We start from the raw sequence: 17,331 nt of genomic DNA, 5'->3' as shown, positions 1-17,331 counted from the left end.
CTCATCTTTTAGTCTCTCATCTATTATCTCTTTGTCTACTATCTTTTAGTCTATAGCACGTTTAACGTCTGTTCTTTTATTTTTTCCAAGTCGTCTTTCATCATGACGACCAGTTTTTGAATTTCTGCGTGATTGGCTTTTGAACCCAAAGTATTGATTTCACGACCGATTTCCTGGGAAATAAATCCAAGTTTCTTTCCGTTGAAATTTTCTTCAATCATTACTTCCAGATAATATTTTAAATGTTGAGTCAATCGAACTTTTTCTTCGGCGATGTCTAGTTTTTCAGTGTAGTAAGCCATTTCTTGATAGAAACGCGTTTCATCAATCTGATCAAATTCGTTGAGTGAATTTCGATAACGTTCTTTCACCGCATCCATTCTTACTTGTTCGTAAGGCTCGACCTTACCCAAGTATTTTTGAATCTTCTGGATATTTCTATGAAGTTCCTCTTGCAGAATTTCACCTTCAGTTCTTCTGAAGTTTTCAAATTTCGTTAAAGTTTCCTCCAATAACTCGATTAAGAAAATCCATTCGTTATCATTGAGTTCATCGCTTTTAGTAGAAATAACTTCCGGCATTCTGATTGCCATTTTCAAATATTCGAAGTCGGGCCCATCTGCGGCAACCTTCTTTAATTCATTAATATATGCCTGAACCAAATCGTGATTAATGGCAACATCATTGGTGTTATTAAGTGATTCGATATTGACATAGCAATCGACTTTTCCACGCAGCGCTCTATCGTTCAGTAGTTTGCGGATTTCGAATTCTTTCTCTTTATATCGTAAGGGGATTTTGATGTTGAGATCAAATGATTTGCTGTTAAGGGATTTAATATCGATGGTTATTTTTTTACCTTCGAAAACTCCTTCGCTTCTTCCGAAGCCGGTCATTGATAAAATCATGTATTTGCTTTATCTCACAAAGATAATTATTTAAAAACTTTTGGGCTAAAAAAAGAAATGATAAAACACTGCGTTATGGGGTGAGTTCTCTTTTACCGCAAAAGGGAGACAAAAGTTTTACTTTAATATAAGCAAATCAAAAGTTAGCAAAAGCATTTTAAAATAATAGTTTACAGTTCAAACGTACTAAATAAACGCAAAGGAAAACAAAGAATTCTAACCAAAACTCTTATAATAACGATAAACAACGGCGATAAATCTTATTTTTGAAAAACAATGAAATTTACTTTTTTCCTTTGCATTGTCTAATAATGATCTGAGAACATTCATTATTAAATAGGTATTCTCTAAAATTTTAATACGTTTGACCTGATCGTTTTGACTATTTGCCTTCTTTTGAATAACTTTTTATCTCATTGTCTTTTGCCTCTTTTACTTCCTTTGTTTATTCTTATTTAATGGAATCAGTGAATCTTTGATTTGCGGTTAAAAAACAATTATATCATTATTGGCCAGTTACCTATTTATCGGCCGATAATATTTGAAGTTTAATACTGTTTAAAATTTTCGACAATTACAGAAAAGATTATTTTATATATTTGCATTTAATAAAAGATTTATAAATATGCTTAAATCGTTCTTCCATTGGAAGGTCTTAGTAAATATACTTTTAGCGGCTGCCGTTTTCGTAGGTGCAGTATGGCTGACGTTTCGTTGGTTAGAGGTGCATACGAATCACGGAAAAGAAATCGCAGTACCCAATGTGATGAACAAATCGGTGCATGAGGCCATTAAAATTTTAGATGATTCGGGCTTAAGCTACGAAGTCGACAGTTTTAAATATGATCCAAAATTCAAACCTTTTCAGGTTTTACAAATCTATCCTTCGCCGGGTTCCCGTGTGAAAGATGGTAGAACGATTGTCTTGAAAGTGAATCCGAGAACGTATGCACAAGTTTCTGTTCCTGATGTTTTAGACCGATATAAAGGCTTGGCATTTAGGCAATTAGAGCAAGTCGGATTAAAGATTGGTGATACCATTTATGAACCCAGTATTCAGCGTGATGCTGTTTTGCGAATGCTGTATAACGGTGCTGTTTTAAAGCCTGGTGCTTTGTTACCCCGATTCTCAACCATTGATTTGGTCATCGGTGCGGGGCCAAAAAGAAATATATCTGTTCCTAATCTTGTCGGTTTAACCGTTCAGGAAGCGAAACTAGTGATTGCTCAAAATTTATTTGAAATAGGTTTGATAGAGCATGAAGATGGCGGTGCAGATGAATCAGATATTGTTTACTACCAAGATCCGGCGGCATTTGATGTACGGGATCAGGGAATGCAGATTGATCTTTGGGCCAGTAAAAAAACGCCGGCTGAAATGGGTGGGAAAATTTCACAACTGAATTCGATGTACAGAATTAAAACCGATGCTTACGATTCTCAGAGTTATGAGGAAACACCGGTGTACAGAGAACCAACGCCGAGTCGAACTGAGCCATTAGAAGAAACTCCAAGACCTGTTGCGCCAAAAGTAGAAACTCCGAAAGCGGAAGTGAAGAAGCAGGAAACTCCAAGAGCGGAGGTGAAAAAGACAGACGCTCCAAAAACGGCAACAGAGCAAAAGCCAAAAGTGGTTGAAACGAAACCCAAAGCTGTTACAACTCAAGTTCCAGCCAAAGCAACTCCAACAAAAGCCGAAGAAAAACCAAAAGTTAAAAGGGTAATTGTTGAGTAGTTTTTTAATGATCATAAAATCTAAAGCTTCAACCGAAAAGTTGGAGCTTTATCTTTCAAAAATATAATGACAGAAGACAACGAAAATTTCGCCGAAGAAGAATTTTTGAATCAGGAATCTAACGAAACTGAATCAGAAGGACTTTTTGAACACCTTTCTCTAACCGTTGATAAAGGTCAGGAAACGATGCGTATTGATAAATTCCTGGTTAATTTCCGACAGAATTCTTCCAGAAATAAAATCTCACAAGCTTGCCGTGCAGGTAATGTCGTGGTTAATGGTGTCCCGGTAAAACAAAATTACCGCGTAAAACCAGGTGATCAAATTTCGGTTTTGTTGACGAGTCCGCGGAGAGAAAATCTCATCATTCCACAAGATATTCCGATTAATATCGTTTATGAAGATGATGATGTGGTCGTTGTGGATAAAGAAGCGGGAATGGTTGTGCATCCAGGTCATGGAAATTACGACGGAACTTTGATTAATGCACTGGCTTTTCATTTTGAAAAAAACGGACAGAAATCCGATTTAGACCGTGTTGGGTTGGTGCACAGAATTGATAAAGATACGTCCGGACTTTTAGTGATTGCCAAAAATGAATATGCCTTAAGTTTTCTGGCCAAACAATTCTTTGACCGAACTACCAAGAGATTATATTGGGGATTCGTGTGGGGGAATATTGAAGAGGACCAGGGAACCATTAAAGGAAACATCGGAAGACATTTAAAAAATAGAATGCAGATGGCGGTTTTCGAAGACGGAACTTTAGGGAAACATGCAGTTACGCATTATAAAGTCATCGAACGGTTCCGCTATATCACGTGGGTTGAATGTAAATTGGAAACGGGTAGAACGCATCAAATTCGGGCTCACTTTAAACATATTGGACATACTCTTTTTAATGATGAAAGATATGAAGGCAGTCAGATTCTAAAAGGAATTAATATGCCGAAGTACAAACAGTTTATAAAAAATGTGTTTGAAATTTTGCCACGTCATGCACTTCATGCCCACACGCTCGGATTTATTCATCCGACCACGAAGCAAGAAATGTATTTCGAAAGTCCAATGCCAAAAGATATGCAGGACGCTTTAGATAAATGGAGAAAATATTTGGAATCGTAGAGTCTTTTTTAATTCTTAATAAAACACATGAGTGCCATCAAAATTAGTTTTCACTTAGAAAACACTTAGAATACAAGGAAGAAAAACTTTGATTTTCAGAACTGATGTGAACTTTTAGAAGTAGTTCTTTAGCTGAAACTTTTGTGACTTAAATTTAATTATGCTCTAAACAAATGGGTCTGATGTGTTTATAATTTTCTGTAAAATTGAAGCAACATCTTAGTTCCATAAAAACTTTTTTATATTTGCTAAAAATTCACGCTAATCTTATTATGAGAAAAATATATACATTATTTTTCGTGGTGGTCTTTTTCGGAAGCTACAAAAGCCAGGAAACATTGCCTTTTTACCAACAGTATTTGCTTGGCGGCGATTTTCTTTTTAACCCCGCACTTTACGGAAGTACAGATGATGTGGTGTTGAATTTAAACTACCAGAAACAATTTTCCAATTTCGATCAGTCGCCCAATGTTCAGTCGATTGGGATGCATGCCAACGTATTTGATAGAGTAGGAGCCGGTTTGTCTTTTTTTAGAGATCAAAACGGACCGATTTCTTCCAATGGTATTTCGGCAGGTGCCGCTTATTTTATTCCGATTGATGATGATGGCGAACGTAAAAGTCAGTTCTCTTTTGGGACGAATGTGAATTTCTATAACATGAACATCGACTTGGGAATGCTGAATCCGCAAGATCCTGGTGATCCCGTATTAAGTTCAAACTCGCTCTTCTTGGTGTATGCTAATCTTGGAATGGCCATTACTTATCGTAATTTTTTCGCGGGAGTTTCTGTGAATGATATTGCGCTGACTAATGATATTCCTATTGTAAATGGGATCGAACCCGAGCCCACTAAAATCATTCTTAATACTGGATATGATTGGTATTTGACCGATGAGTTTTATGTAACGCCATCTGTTCTGGCCAACTTTAATACCAATTCATCAAAATTGATCGATCTGAATGTAATGGGAACTGTTACCGGAGATGAAAACTCTTTTTCAGCCGGGGTAAGTTTTAGAACAGCCAGCAATAAATTCGGAAATCAAAGTTTAGGCTTTTCTCCGATTATTAAAGGAACGGTCAATAATTTCTTTTTTGGTGCGACTTATAATTTCGGACTTTCAGATATTCAGCAATATGCTGGTAGCAGCTTCATGTTGAGCATCGGTTATAAATTAGAAAACTTTATCAATACGAGAGGATACCGGTATTAATAGTTGACAATGGTCAAATAGTGAATGGTGAATGGTCAATAGTGAATTTTTTAGACTTCACACTTTAGGCTTCCAATTCCAGACTTCCAACTTCCCACTCTCAACCTTGGCTCTTTTAACTTTTTCCTTGGCTCTTACACAATGATTTACCTCCACATCCCTTTCTGCAAGCAAAAATGCAGTTACTGTAATTTTCATTTTTCTACTTCTTTAAATTATAAAGAGGAAATGGTTGCTGCCATCAAAAAGGAAATTGGTTTGCGCAGAGATGAACTGGAAAATAAGAACATAAAATCTCTTTATTTCGGCGGTGGAACGCCTTCTATTCTGAAAGTAGATGAACTTCAATCCATTATTGATGAGGTTTTAAAACATTTTTCTTTTGACCCGGATATAGAAATTACCCTTGAAGCGAATCCTGATGATTTGGATAAAAACTTTTTGAAGGAATTATCTAAAACGTCGTTTAATCGTTTGTCGATTGGGACCCAAAGTTTTTTTGATGAAGATTTAAAACTAATGAACCGCGCTCATAATTCAGGCGAAGCAGAAAGCTCCATTAAAAGAGCGCAAGACTTTGGTTTTGAAAATATCAGCATCGATTTAATTTACGGTTCACCAAGTTCTAATTTTGAAATCTGGAAACAGAATTTAGATAAAACCATCGAACTTCAAGTGCCGCATGTTTCTTCTTACGCTTTGACGATTGAACCGAAAACCATGTTAAACGCCTGGATTTCACAAGGCAAAATCGCTGCTCCAAAAGAAGCAGAGCAGCATGAGGAGTTTTTCTATATGATTGATTTCTTAAAAGATAATGGCTTTGATCATTATGAAATTTCTAATTTTGGAAAACCCGGTTTTCATTCCAAACATAATTCTGCATATTGGAAATATCAGGAATATTTAGGAATAGGACCTTCCGCACATTCATACAATGGAAGAAATGAAAGAAGTTGGAATATTGCCAATAATCAATTGTACATCAATTCCTTAAATAAAAGTATTTTACCAAAAGAAACTGAAATTCTATCTGAGAAAGATCAGTTCAATGAAATGCTTATGATTGGATTGCGAACCGTTTGGGGCGTTGATTTATCTTCATTAAAAGAAAAATTCAGTACCGAATTGTTGGAGTATTTCCAAAATGAAATCAAAACCAAACTCGAGGACGGATTATTAAAAATCGAAAATAACCATTTGACTATTCCGGAAAAACACTGGTTTCTGGCGGATGGAATTGCGTCGGATCTGTTTGTGGTTTGACGAGGTACGGGGTACGAGGTTCGAGTTGCGAGGTTCGGGGTTCGAGTTGCGAGGTTCGGGGTTCGAGTTGCGAGTTGCGAGGTTCGGGGTACGAGGTTCGAGGTTCGAGGTTCGAGGTTCGAGTTTCAAGGTTCTGGAATCGAGTTTCAAGGAATTATTAAAACACAAATGACACGAATGGCTGCACAAATAACACCATTTTATTTGCTGTAAATAGTTTTTAAATTCACTATTCACTATTCACTATTCACTATTCACTGTTCACCATTCACACTTATTGACCATTCATCTGCTTCGCTCTTTTTACTTGGTTCTTAATTCCGTATTTTTGCAAAAATTTCTTCGTCGTGATACATAAAAAACCGGATTTCAGCCATCTTTCTGCCAACCAGTCTATCGGAATTTTTGATTCTGGGGTGGGTGGATTAACCGTTGCTAAAGAAATTAAACGATTACTTCCTCACGAAAATTTGATTTATTTCGGCGATACTAAACATCTTCCATATGGTGAAAAATCCAGGGAAGCGATTATTGGGTATTGTATAAAAATCACCGAATTTTTATTAGAGAAAAATTGCAAAGCGATCGTTATTGCCTGTAATTCTGCCACGGCAAATGCTTTAAAAGAAGTCCTGGAACTGGTTAATGATAAAGTTCCCGTCATCGATGTGATTAATCCTGTAGCAGAGAAAGTGTCATACGAGATTCACAATAATGTCGGTGTGATTGCCACCAAAGCGACGGTGAATTCAGGTTTGTATAAGAAATCAATCCGCAAGCATAATAAGTTTATCAAGGTGGACGAACTGGCGACTCCGCTTCTCGTTCCGGCGATTGAGGAAGGTTTTAGAAATCATCCGATTACGCATTCGATTATTTATAACTATTTAAGCAATAGTAAATTAAAAAATATTGAAACGCTGATTTTGGGTTGTACGCATTATCCACTTTTGCTAAATGAAATCAAACAGTATTATGGAAACCGCGTTCGCGTGATCGATTCACCGAGTATTGTGGCGAATCAGTTGAAAATCATTCTGGACAAACATCATTTATTAAATGAGGATAATCCCAAACCGACTTATCAGTTTTTTCTTTCTGATATCACTAAAAACTTTGAAAAGATCTCCAAGAAATTCTTCGGTAAAACCATCGATCTGGAGTTGAAAGTGTTGTAAGAATTTGTTGAGTAAATGCCAAAAATATATTTGAAATTTTTCAACCACAAAAGTTACAAAAGAGGAAAGTATAAAATAGTCGTATTAAAGTTCAAATAAGTACAGCGTTTTTATGTCAACCTTTTTTTTATCTTTAACAAAATGCTGTTAAGAATTTGTTGAGTAAATGACAAATAATATATTTGAAATTTTTTAACCACAAAAGTAACCAAAGAGAAAAGTATAAAATAGTCCTATTAAAGTTCAAATAAGTACAGCGTTTTTACATCAACCTTTTTTTTATCTTTAACAAAATGCTGTAAAGAAATGCCACTAATGCACGAATTCTTCTGTTACAGCTAACATTTATTCGTGCATTCGTGGCAATATAATTTTTAGATCGACTTTCATTTCTTTTTAGATCGTTCAGAAAATAGTATTTTCATCCATTGCCAATCCCTGAATAGTGTTGACTTGTTTTTATATAATTATTTTCATGATCGTTGTTGAATGTGGCTGTTAAAATGTGGGTAAATTTTAAGTGCAATCATTTCTAAATTTATCCATATTTTAATAGCTTTCCACACTAGGTAACCTCTTTTTTTACGGCTCATTATTATCATAGATGGTGTTAATGGGTTGGGATGAAAATCCCTTTTCTTGCCATCTTCTTTCAAATTCTACAGGCGATAACCGGCCAAGGTTATTATGTGGTCGGCGGTTATTATATTGATCAACCGCTCGCTTTGTAAATTTCTTCAACTGTTCAAAGTTCATGGGTTTCCATCGATCCAGATATTCTTCTTTTATGGTCTTGTTTATCCGCTCTGCATATGCATTATCCTGTGCAGACAAGGCCATGCTTATTTGGGTAGCCCCTTCTTTCAGCAACTTGACATATTCTTTATAAATGTATTGCCCTCCTCTGTCTGAGTGATGGATTTTAGGAAAACAATGGTCTTTTAACGCCATTTTCAAGGCTTCTACATTCGCTGTTGCCCTCATATTATTGGATATTTTGTATCCTGTAATCTTTTTAGTGTATACATCAATGATGAAAACTGCGTAATAAAACCTATCGTTAACATAAATATACGTAATATCCGATTGCCAAATGGTATTAGGTGCATTTACTTCCATGCCTTTGATAAGATTGGGATATTCGCAGGCGACAGAATGAGTCGTTCTGCGGTAATTCCTCTTGTGCTCCAGCCTGAAACCCAATTCCATAAAAAGCTCTATGAAGCGGTCTCTGCCTATGAATTCCGGCTTTAAGGCATAATACATTTTCTCTACTCCGCATCCTGGGTGTTCACTCCGGAGTTCGCGGGCTTCCAACATTAGAACACGTACTTTTTCATCAAAAATGTTCTGGCGATACTCATATTGTTGCACCGCCTGCCTGCTGATCCCAACTGCTCGATACAAAGCATTCAGGGTGAATTCTTTTTCTTCGGAATGTTGCCTGAACCACCAGAGCGTTGGTTGCCGTAATTTTTTTTTATGTCAATATCCAGATCCTCCTTGGCTATATCAATCATTTTTTTCCAGATAATCGATCATAATCTGCTTCTGGCCAACGGCTTGCTCAAGTTCTTTAATCTTCTGCTCGAGTTCTTTTAGCCTATGTACACTGCTTTCTTTCATTTCTACAACTCTAATTCCTTTATCGTTAAAGGTAGAAAATTTATAGATCCATAGGTAAATAGCAGAGTCTGATATTCCATACAATTTTTCAAGCTGTAATACACTGAATTTTCCACTCTCAAATAGAGAGACAATCTCTCTCTTAAATTCTTCGCTGAAAACCCGATGCTTCTGCAGTTTCTTAATGTTTGCTTTCATATTTGTTGACTTATTTATGTCAACCTATATCAGGGACGGACACATCATCCATCATCCATCATCTATCATCTATCATCTATCATCCATCATCCATCATCGATCATCCATCAACAATCACTGATCTATTCGGCAGCTTTCTCCGGACTTTCCTCTTCCGATTCCGTCACTTCTTCTGTCGTAGGTTCGTTTGGTTTTAAGAAAGAAAAACTTACATTTCCATATTTTCTGGTGTCGATAATATTCGGATGCTGCAGTTTCGTGCGGCTTTGATGTTCCAGAATAAATACTCCATTTGGTTTTAGGTAATTATTGTTGAGGACCAAAGAAATCAGTTCTTCATATTTGGCAACCTCCATTTCGAACGGTGGATCGGCAACGATTAATTCGTAAGTTTTACGATTTCTATTTTTCTTTAAATATTCAAAAACATCAGCACGCATTGCATTCACTTGAGAATTCATATCAAGTTCCGCTGCGGTGGTGTTAATGAAACCAGCATGTCTGGCGTTCATTTCAATCGATGTTACATCTTTACAACCTCTGGAAGCGAATTCCAGAGAAATAGAACCAATCCCTGCAAACAAATCGAGTACAGAAATCGAGGCGTAATCAAATCGGAAACGGTTTTCGATAATGCTGAACAATGCTTCTTTTGCAAAATCGGTCGTCGGTCTTACGTCGAAACTTTTCGGAGCGGAAATTCTTTTGGCTTTCCACTGGCCACTGATTATTCTATACATGTTTTTGGTGCTGGATGTTGGGTGCCTGATGCTTGATGCACCAGAGCGCAAATTTAATTCAATTAATTTCTAAATGCGATGGTATAATTGATGAGTTTCTTTTTTATTCAAATTTATTGCAGAGAATTAAAATACTATTTTAACGCAAAGGCGCAAAGATTTAAAAAATATTATTCGTAAAAATTGCGGACGCGAAGGCGTTTCACTTAGCAAAGAGAATTTCCATATTACCTTCTGGTATGTTTTAATCTTTTGTAATAATAAATCAAACACAAATCACACAAATGTTTTCACAAATAACACAGTTTAAGATTCCCTTTGAAAATAGTATTAAAAAAAACTAATGTAATCTTTGTACTATTTCAAAAAACTAATGTGACTTATGTGTTAAAAAAATACAGTTAATGAAATACTTCTACCTTTTAGGGTTAGATTAAAAGAGTTTAAAAATTCACTATTAACCATTCATAATTCACTTCACCTGGCTCTTTTTACTTTTTCCCTGGCTCTTCTCACCTATCTTCCATTCAAAATGAAATTCTTGTTCGGAATATTATCATAACCAATCTTCAGGGTTTTCACGAACTTCTTTAATTCTGAAATAAAAGTCTCATTCTCGGTTGTTTCACCGTAAACAAAAAATTGAGTGTCCGCGATTCCGAATCCGATCTTGCTTAAAGTAAACATGATGAAATAGAGGAAGTCAACTTCTGAAGTCACATCCAGGTTATTATAAAGGATAACTTTTTTCTGATCTAAAGCAAAAAACTCACATTGTTGATGATAGAGATTGATGTGGATTTCTTTCTGGTTTTTGGTCGAAATCTGAGTTAAAAACTGTTCGCCGGAGAAATTGAATTTCGTAGGAACGGCTAAGTCTTTAATTTTCTGATAAATAGATTTCGGGAACGTATAATAAAACTGAACGCCGAATTTCTTGTTCACCGACAGCATTAATTCTTCCTGATCTTTATTGACAGGAGCATTATAAGAAATCAAATCGTAACCTAAATCGTGTTCTTTAAAACCTTCCGGCATTAAGGTGAAATGATTCAAGGCTGAAATTACGGTAATTTCTTTATATTTTTTCAGGGCTAAAATCTCATCGATTTTGTTGCTGAGTGAATTTTCAGGTGATTCTTCGGTGACGAAATAGGAGTTTTCCTCAGAAACTGTTTTGTTTCTTACAACTTGATATTGTACGCCGTCTTTGGTGAAAAGTAATTTTAAATGTTCCATGCTTTACGACTGCAAATTTATTAAAATTAATCGGCTTTTGAAATTTTCTTATTTTTGAACAGTTATGAGCAAAGTCATGAGTACGGATGAAAGAGATTTGCTATTTTTACAAAGGTTTTTAAATAAGAGTTAAAGATAGATACGAGTAAGTTTTTACCGCAAAAGGGACAAAAGAGTATTGCAGAAAAAAGTTCTTCAAAAGAAGGCAAAAAGGGGAATCGTTTTTTATGATGTTCGTTTTGTAAACTGTTGATTAATTCCAATTAAAATAAAGCTTTTGCAGATTCTACGGTTAAAAAAAATCTAAGATTAAAACCAAACCTATTAAATCAATTTTTAAATATTATTAAATTTAGAATATTATGAAAAGAGTCCTATTGGTATTTGTGCTGTTGTTTTCAGTAAGTATTTTTGCCCAGAAAAAAATCGAGAATCAAACTGTAGACGCAGCGTGTGGAATGTGTCAGTTTAAAGTTAAAACAGATAAAGGTTGCGCTATGGCAGTGAAAATCGATGGCAAAGTCTATAACGTTGAAGGTTTAGATAAGAAAACGTACGGTAATGCCCACGCAGAAGATGGCTATTGCAAAATCATGAAAAAAGCAATCGTTAGCGGAGAAGTTAAAAAAGGGAAGTTCTACGCGACCAGTTTTAAATATGTAGATTAGGAGATGCTGGGTGTTTGGTGTTGGATGCTGGGTGTTGACGGGTTACTAATTGTGAAAGAGGAATGATTGCAAGAGCCAAGGAAAAAGTAACAAGAGCCAAGTGAGAGTCGGAGGTCAATAGGTGATGAATAATGAGCAATGGGTAATGGGTAATAGTGAAAGAAAAATTTTGGATTTTGCATCCATCATCCATCATCCATCAACCATCAACCATCAACCATCATTCCGCATTCTATCTAAAGTAAACCAGCACTGTACCCGACTGATGGTGCAGTATTTCTTTGTTTTGAAACTCCAGATTGGTTTGGCTTTCCAGGACATCATGGACCATTTGCTGGAGGACGCCATCACCAATTCCGTGGATGATCTCTAATTTTTTTAAATTGTTTTTCCTGCAATACTCAATGGTGGTAATGAGTTTTTCTTTCTGACGGAAAAGCCGTTCAAAAGAATCGTAATCACTGGGGTTCTTGACCAGATGTTCGAAATGCAGATCCAGAATAAAAGGTTTCTTGTGGTGTTTTTTAGAAATAGGTCTCGAGGTTTCTTCTTTTAGAATGGTTTGGACTTGATCGTAAATTTCGGCTTGTTGCAAGACCAATTCTTTTGCCTCATACTCGTACGGAAAACCATGCTCATCTTCGATGGTCACTTTTTTTCCTTTGATGGATATAACTTTTCCTTTTAATTGATCATCGATCACCGAAACCGAATCGCCTATGTTCATGCTTTTCCTTATTTGGCGAAATTAAGAAAATTGAAGTTTAAAACCACAAAAGTGGCAAAATTTAAAAGCCTATTCTATTTGAAAAAAATAATTTTAAACCACAAAAGGCACAAAAGTTTTTTAGAGATGGAACTTATTGGGTTTATAAAGTTCATATAATAGGTTTTTTTTTAAGACTGGCCATTTTGTTTTGTAGATGAGATTGAACTAACAACCAACATCAAACATCAAGCATCTAACACCCAACATTTTAATAGTGTCATTTGTGAAAACATTAGTATAATTAGTGTTTAAATCTCCCGCAGATTATGCAGATTGAGCAGATTTATGCAATATCTATATTTCACCATTCACTATTTTTCATTGCACATTATTCATCCGTTCAATCTGTCAAATCTTTTAAGTTACCTTTTAATAGTGTTATTTGTGAAACCATTAGTGTCATTAGTGTTTAAAAATTTCAAGTGTTTAAAAAAAAAGCTCACAGATTCCACAGAGTTTTATTATTTATTATAGGATTTTAACTATTGACCGTTCACCATTGCTCATTACCCATTACCCATTTCTCATTACTTATCCTCCAACCAACATCAATCATCAAACATCCAGCACCCAGCACTCCGCACCCAACATTTCGCCCCCAACCCAACTTCTTCTCAAAAATTTCCATAAATTTGAATTCTTATTAAATACAATAAAAAAACATCATTTATAGATTATGGATCCAATTTTTGACCTTATTGAACAGGAAAGACAAAGACAAACACATGGTATCGAATTGATTGCTTCTGAAAATTTTGTTTCAGACAACGTAATGAAAGCGGTAGGAAGTGTTTTGACCAATAAATATGCGGAAGGATATCCGGGAAAAAGATATTACGGTGGTTGCGAAGTGGTGGATGAAATCGAAACTTTAGCCATTGACAGAGCGAAAGAATTGTTCGGTGTTGATTACGCCAACGTTCAGCCCCATTCAGGTTCGCAAGCCAATGCTGCGATTTATCTTTCTATTTTGAAGCCAGGTGACCAAATTTTAGGACTTGATTTATCGATGGGTGGACATTTAACCCACGGTTCATTCGTGAACTTTTCTGGAATTCAATACAACGCTAATTTTTACGGGGTTGATCGCGAAAGTGGTTTGATCGATTACGATGCAATGCGTCAGAAAGCTTTGGAAGTAAAACCTAAAATGTTAATTGCAGGTTATTCTGCTTATTCCAGAGATATCGATTTTGCGAAATTCCGTGAAGTGGCAGATGAAGTAGGAGCGACTTTGTGGGCAGATATTGCACACCCAGCGGGATTGATTGCCAAAGGATTATTAAGCTCTCCGTTCGAGCATTGTCACGTGGTAACAACGACTACTCATAAAACCCTTCGTGGTCCAAGAGGTGGACTGATTATGATGGGTAAGGATTTTGAAAATACTTACGGTCACAAAACACCGAAGGGAGAAATTAAAATGATGAGCCAGGTTTTAAACGGTTCTGTATTCCCAGGAATTCAGGGTGGACCATTGGAGCATGTTATTGCTGGAAAAGCTGTAGCCTTTGCTGAAGCGATTGATGTGAAATTTGAGGTATATGCTCAACAAGTGGTTGCCAATGCCCGTGCTTTAGCCAAAGCGATGATGACGCAAGGATTCGATATCGTAAGTGGTGGAACTGATAATCACTTGATGTTGGTAGACCTTCGAAATAAAAACGTGAACGGTAAAGAAACTGAAAAAGCTTTAGTAAAAGCAGATATTACCTGTAACAAAAACATGGTGCCATTTGATGATAAGTCAGCGTTTACCACATCTGGTATCCGTTTAGGAACTGCCGCCATCACCACCAGAGGTTTAAAAGAAGCCGATATGGAAGTTCTTGCTGAATTAATCAATGACGTAGTAATGAACATTAATGATGATAACAAAATTGCGGATGTCCGCAAGAAAGTCAATCAAATGATGGAAGGAAAAGCGTTGTTTAATTACTAGGCTGAGGCTCGTTGAGGCTCTTTGAGGCTAAGGTTGAGGTTAAGCGGTGCAGTTTTTCACATTAAAATGATGGTTTTTTAAGCCAAAATATTTTTATTAAAAAATCTTATAATTTTTTATGATCGCTCACAGCTTGTCCTCACCCTTAACCTCAACCTCAACCTCACCCTTAACCTTAACCTTAACCTTAACCTTAAATTATGTATACCGATTTTACTCAAATGCCTGTTTGGACTAAAGCGATATTGCAGTGGAAGTATTTTTTATTTCAGAGTCACTTCCCCGAAAGGAAGATTACGCATTGACTTCGCAAATTAGAAGATCCGCAGAAAGTATCTCAGCCAATATTTCTGAAGGATTTGGTAGAGCTGGAAGTAGAGATAAGACTATGTTTTATAAATTCTCCAGAGGATCAGCAAATGAAACTAAAAACCATTTGATTTATGGAAATTTGGTAAAGTATTTTGAGACTGAAAACTCGCAACCCATCATTGTGAAAATTGAAAGTTTAATCCACGAACTTAATAAAATCATTAAAACTTTAGAAGGTCGAGGCTAAATCTAAGGCTGAGGCAAAGGTTGAGGTTAAGTGGGTTCGGTTTGTAGATTAAATTTTGATCTAACTAATATAAATTACTGTTGTTTTTTAAATCCTATAATTACTTATAAGAGTTCATGGTCTCAACCTTGGTACGCTCTCGCTCTTCCTTAACCTTAACCTTAACCTCAACCTCAACCTCAACCTTAACCTTAACCTCAACCTCAACCTCAACCTTAACCTCAACCTCAACCTTAACCTTAACCTCAACCTCAACCTCAACCTTAACCTTAACCTTAACCTTAACCTCAACCTTGGAACACAAATCCTACACTTTCCTCGAACTCAAACAAAAACTAGTCAACTACTGCGTTTACCAGGATCGTTGCCATCAGGAAGTGGAGCAGAAGATGCGGGATTATTTATTGATTCCGGAAGCGAAAGAAGAAATTCTTTTGTATTTGATGCGAGAAAATTATCTGAATGAAGAACGTTTTACCCGAAGTTATATCCGTGGGAAATTCTACATGAAATCGTGGGGACGCAACAAAATTCGTAATCATTTAAAATTTAAAGGTGTGCCGGAGAAACTCATCAACAGCTGTTTTGATGAAATTGATAATGACGATTACCATAAAACCTTAACGAAGCTCTACCAAAACTATGAGTCTAAAATAACAGGCTTGCAGGGTTATCAGAAAAAATCTAAGACGATTAAGTATCTGTTGTCCAAAGGTTTTGAATACGAAGAGATTGTTGAGGCTATTAAAGATATGGAGGAGGGGAGTGAGTGATTGAGTAATCGAGTGATGGGGCAGTGGTCAATTGTGAATGAGTGAATAGTGAATATTTGATGCTGCTTTTTGAAATCTGCATCATCAGGTCGATCTGCGGGAGTTATGTGATTTTTTTAACGCAATGGCGCGAAGGTTTTTTACTACTAACTGTTTTTCTCATGTTTTTTAAGGCGCAATGGGCTTCGCCTGGGGAGGGTTTTTCGTAGGGAATGGGAGCTGGAAGTGGAGAGTGAGTGATTGCGTGATCGGGTAATTGAGTGAACGGTCAATGCCCAATAAAGAAAACACTTAATTACATCCAAATTTCAAAATGACTTAGGAGTTATTGGCGTAAAGAAAAATTAAAATTTCTTCCAGAACAACCCTTCAACTAACAATACCTAAAAATTCCTTTTGTCCGAAGCGCGGCAAAAATTGATCTTCGAAGCGTAACCTCCAATCCCGCGCAAGTTTAGGAATTTTCACAGAAGAAATTCCAATTTTTTAGCCAATAAATCCAGGTCTTGAACTTTTGGTTCTTTTGTTTCAAGACAAAAGAACAAGAATAAAATAAATTATCGATAGCCTGTGATTTCGACTCCGCTCAATCACCAAGTACGTAAGAAGAATAAGGTAAAAACAACAGACGAAAAAAACCTAATTTGTAACTGCTTTTTTAAAACATTAAGATAGGAAGGATAATTAAGAAGAACAGAAGCTGATTCCTGGCTCTTTTTTTAACGCAATGGCGCAAAGTTTTTTTTACTACTAACTGTTTTTCTCATGTTTTTTAAGGCGCAATGGGCTTCGCTTGGGGAAGGTTTTTCGTAGGGAGTGGGAGCAGGAAGTGGAGAGTGAGTGATTGCGTGATTGGGTAATTGAGTGAATGAGTGAATGGTCAATAGTGAATGAGTGAGCAGTCAATGCTCAATAAAGAAAACACTTAATTACATCCAAATTTAAAATTGACTTAGGAGATTTTTACGTTAAGAAAAAAGGAAATTTCTTCCAACACTATTTTTCAACAAGCAACACCTAAAAATCCCGACTGTTTGAGTGGCGGCAGAAATAGTAATTTTTCACACTATTTAACTTTCCGTCCGAGTTTGGGGATTTTCTTAGAAGAAATTTTCTTTTTTTAGTAAAAAGATCCAGTCTTGACTTTTTTGTTACTTTTTGTGTCAAGACAAAAAGTAAAAGAATATTGAAACGGGAATGGTTTTTGTACATGTGATTTCGACAGGCTCAATTACCATCGACAAGCTCAATCACCAAGCGGAGCAACCATCATTACTATGAATTTTATTCGACTTAGGAGACTTTAGCGTTAAGAAAAATGGTCATTTCTTCCCAACCCACGTTGTCAACTTGTACTATCTAAAAATCCCCAGTGTTTGAAGCGCGGG

General features: G+C 36.2%; 16 protein-coding genes. 9 read left to right on the top strand and 7 right to left on the bottom strand.

Annotation, left to right across the window (positions count from 1 at the left end; translation table 11 throughout):
• Positions 1–50 precede the first annotated feature (50 nt).
• Positions 51–908, bottom strand: coding sequence for a YicC/YloC family endoribonuclease (locus Q73A0000_RS09945; protein WP_193810818.1), 858 nt, complete (start codon positions 906–908; stop codon positions 51–53).
• A gap of 625 nt (positions 909–1,533) precedes the next feature.
• On the opposite strand from Q73A0000_RS09945, the gene Q73A0000_RS09940 reads away from it, so the two are divergent.
• From Q73A0000_RS09940 to murI, 5 genes are all read left to right on the top strand, one after another.
• Positions 1,534–2,643, top strand: a complete 1,110-nt coding sequence (locus Q73A0000_RS09940; protein WP_193810817.1) for a PASTA domain-containing protein — start codon at positions 1,534–1,536, stop codon at positions 2,641–2,643.
• A 66-nt stretch (positions 2,644–2,709) separates the two neighbouring features.
• A complete protein-coding gene (locus Q73A0000_RS09935; RefSeq protein ID WP_193810816.1) occupies positions 2,710–3,768 on the top strand; it encodes an RluA family pseudouridine synthase in 1,059 nt (352 codons plus the stop codon).
• A 272-nt stretch (positions 3,769–4,040) separates the two neighbouring features.
• The gene (locus tag Q73A0000_RS09930; protein ID WP_193810815.1) at positions 4,041–4,985 is read left to right on the top strand and encodes a PorP/SprF family type IX secretion system membrane protein; all 945 of its coding nucleotides are present in this window, start codon (positions 4,041–4,043) and stop codon (positions 4,983–4,985) included.
• Positions 4,986–5,126: 141 nt separating this feature from the next.
• Positions 5,127–6,251, top strand: coding sequence for a radical SAM family heme chaperone HemW (hemW, locus tag Q73A0000_RS09925; protein ID WP_193810814.1), 1,125 nt, complete (start codon positions 5,127–5,129; stop codon positions 6,249–6,251).
• 347 nt (positions 6,252–6,598) lie between these two features.
• Complete coding sequence (gene murI / locus Q73A0000_RS09920) at positions 6,599–7,429, top strand: glutamate racemase (protein ID WP_193810813.1); 831 nt, start codon at positions 6,599–6,601, stop codon at positions 7,427–7,429.
• 582 nt (positions 7,430–8,011) lie between these two features.
• Here the strand turns inward: murI and Q73A0000_RS09915 are convergent.
• From Q73A0000_RS09915 to Q73A0000_RS09900, 4 genes are all read right to left on the bottom strand, one after another.
• On the bottom strand, positions 8,012–8,836 hold the full coding sequence (locus Q73A0000_RS09915) for an IS3 family transposase (protein ID WP_193810812.1): 825 nt from the start codon (positions 8,834–8,836) through the stop codon (positions 8,012–8,014).
• Positions 8,837–8,941: 105 nt separating this feature from the next.
• The gene (locus tag Q73A0000_RS09910; protein ID WP_244140726.1) at positions 8,942–9,253 is read right to left on the bottom strand and encodes a transposase; all 312 of its coding nucleotides are present in this window, start codon (positions 9,251–9,253) and stop codon (positions 8,942–8,944) included.
• A 122-nt stretch (positions 9,254–9,375) separates the two neighbouring features.
• Entirely contained in the window at positions 9,376–9,993 is a 618-nt protein-coding gene (locus tag Q73A0000_RS09905) for an RsmD family RNA methyltransferase (RefSeq protein ID WP_193810811.1), read from the bottom strand.
• A 516-nt stretch (positions 9,994–10,509) separates the two neighbouring features.
• The gene (locus Q73A0000_RS09900; protein ID WP_193810810.1) at positions 10,510–11,232 is read right to left on the bottom strand and encodes a DUF3822 family protein; all 723 of its coding nucleotides are present in this window, start codon (positions 11,230–11,232) and stop codon (positions 10,510–10,512) included.
• Between the two features lie 362 nt (positions 11,233–11,594).
• On the opposite strand from Q73A0000_RS09900, the gene Q73A0000_RS09895 reads away from it, so the two are divergent.
• A complete protein-coding gene (locus Q73A0000_RS09895; RefSeq protein ID WP_244140725.1) occupies positions 11,595–11,900 on the top strand; it encodes a DUF6370 family protein in 306 nt (101 codons plus the stop codon).
• A 232-nt stretch (positions 11,901–12,132) separates the two neighbouring features.
• Here Q73A0000_RS09895 and Q73A0000_RS09890 read toward each other — a convergent pair whose 3' ends face one another.
• Positions 12,133–12,627: a Smr/MutS family protein gene (locus Q73A0000_RS09890; RefSeq protein ID WP_193810809.1), complete on the bottom strand. Its 495-nt coding sequence runs from the start codon at positions 12,625–12,627 to the stop codon at positions 12,133–12,135.
• Between the two features lie 715 nt (positions 12,628–13,342).
• Between Q73A0000_RS09890 and glyA the strand changes: the two genes are divergently transcribed.
• Both glyA and Q73A0000_RS09880 read left to right on the top strand, forming a co-directional pair.
• Entirely contained in the window at positions 13,343–14,611 is a 1,269-nt protein-coding gene (gene glyA, locus Q73A0000_RS09885) for a serine hydroxymethyltransferase (protein WP_317174291.1), read from the top strand.
• 250 nt (positions 14,612–14,861) lie between these two features.
• The gene (locus tag Q73A0000_RS09880; protein ID WP_208458773.1) at positions 14,862–15,170 is read left to right on the top strand and encodes a four helix bundle protein; all 309 of its coding nucleotides are present in this window, start codon (positions 14,862–14,864) and stop codon (positions 15,168–15,170) included.
• A 100-nt stretch (positions 15,171–15,270) separates the two neighbouring features.
• On the opposite strand, the gene Q73A0000_RS17025 is transcribed toward Q73A0000_RS09880, so the two are convergent.
• Positions 15,271–15,474 carry a hypothetical protein gene (locus tag Q73A0000_RS17025; RefSeq protein ID WP_244140724.1) on the bottom strand — a complete coding sequence of 68 codons (204 nt, stop codon included), beginning with the start codon at positions 15,472–15,474 and terminating at the stop codon, positions 15,271–15,273.
• Here Q73A0000_RS17025 and Q73A0000_RS09875 point away from each other — a divergent pair.
• Positions 15,464–15,943 (top strand): regulatory protein RecX, encoded by a 480-nt coding sequence (locus tag Q73A0000_RS09875; RefSeq protein WP_244140723.1) that lies wholly within the window; start codon positions 15,464–15,466, stop codon positions 15,941–15,943. The two genes, Q73A0000_RS17025 and Q73A0000_RS09875, sit on opposite strands and share 11 nt — an antisense overlap.
• Positions 15,944–17,331 lie beyond the last annotated feature (1,388 nt).

The sequence above is a fragment of the Kaistella flava (ex Peng et al. 2021) genome (genome assembly GCF_015191005.1).
In the GTDB taxonomy this organism is placed as follows: Bacteria; Bacteroidota; Bacteroidia; order Flavobacteriales; family Weeksellaceae; genus Kaistella; species Kaistella flava.
Note: the sequence above shows the minus strand (reverse complement) of the source record. Positions and strands in the feature narration are given on the sequence as shown.

Bases quoted from the DNA above. Each gene is read 5' to 3' on its own strand.
- Q73A0000_RS09935 (WP_193810816.1), top strand. From the start codon at position 2,710: ATGACAGAAGACAACGAAAATTTCGCCGAAGAAGAATTTTTGAATCAG.
- Q73A0000_RS09895 (WP_244140725.1), top strand. From the start codon at position 11,595: ATGAAAAGAGTCCTATTGGTATTTGTGCTGTTGTTTTCAGTAAGTATT.
- Q73A0000_RS09940 (WP_193810817.1), top strand. From the start codon at position 1,534: ATGCTTAAATCGTTCTTCCATTGGAAGGTCTTAGTAAATATACTTTTA.
- Q73A0000_RS09900 (WP_193810810.1), bottom strand. From the start codon at position 11,232: ATGGAACATTTAAAATTACTTTTCACCAAAGACGGCGTACAATATCAA.
- Q73A0000_RS09910 (WP_244140726.1), bottom strand. From the start codon at position 9,253: ATGAAAGCAAACATTAAGAAACTGCAGAAGCATCGGGTTTTCAGCGAA.
- Q73A0000_RS09945 (WP_193810818.1), bottom strand. From the start codon at position 908: ATGATTTTATCAATGACCGGCTTCGGAAGAAGCGAAGGAGTTTTCGAA.
- Q73A0000_RS09890 (WP_193810809.1), bottom strand. From the start codon at position 12,627: ATGAACATAGGCGATTCGGTTTCGGTGATCGATGATCAATTAAAAGGA.
- Q73A0000_RS09905 (WP_193810811.1), bottom strand. From the start codon at position 9,993: ATGTATAGAATAATCAGTGGCCAGTGGAAAGCCAAAAGAATTTCCGCT.
- hemW (WP_193810814.1), top strand. From the start codon at position 5,127: ATGATTTACCTCCACATCCCTTTCTGCAAGCAAAAATGCAGTTACTGT.
- Q73A0000_RS09930 (WP_193810815.1), top strand. From the start codon at position 4,041: ATGAGAAAAATATATACATTATTTTTCGTGGTGGTCTTTTTCGGAAGC.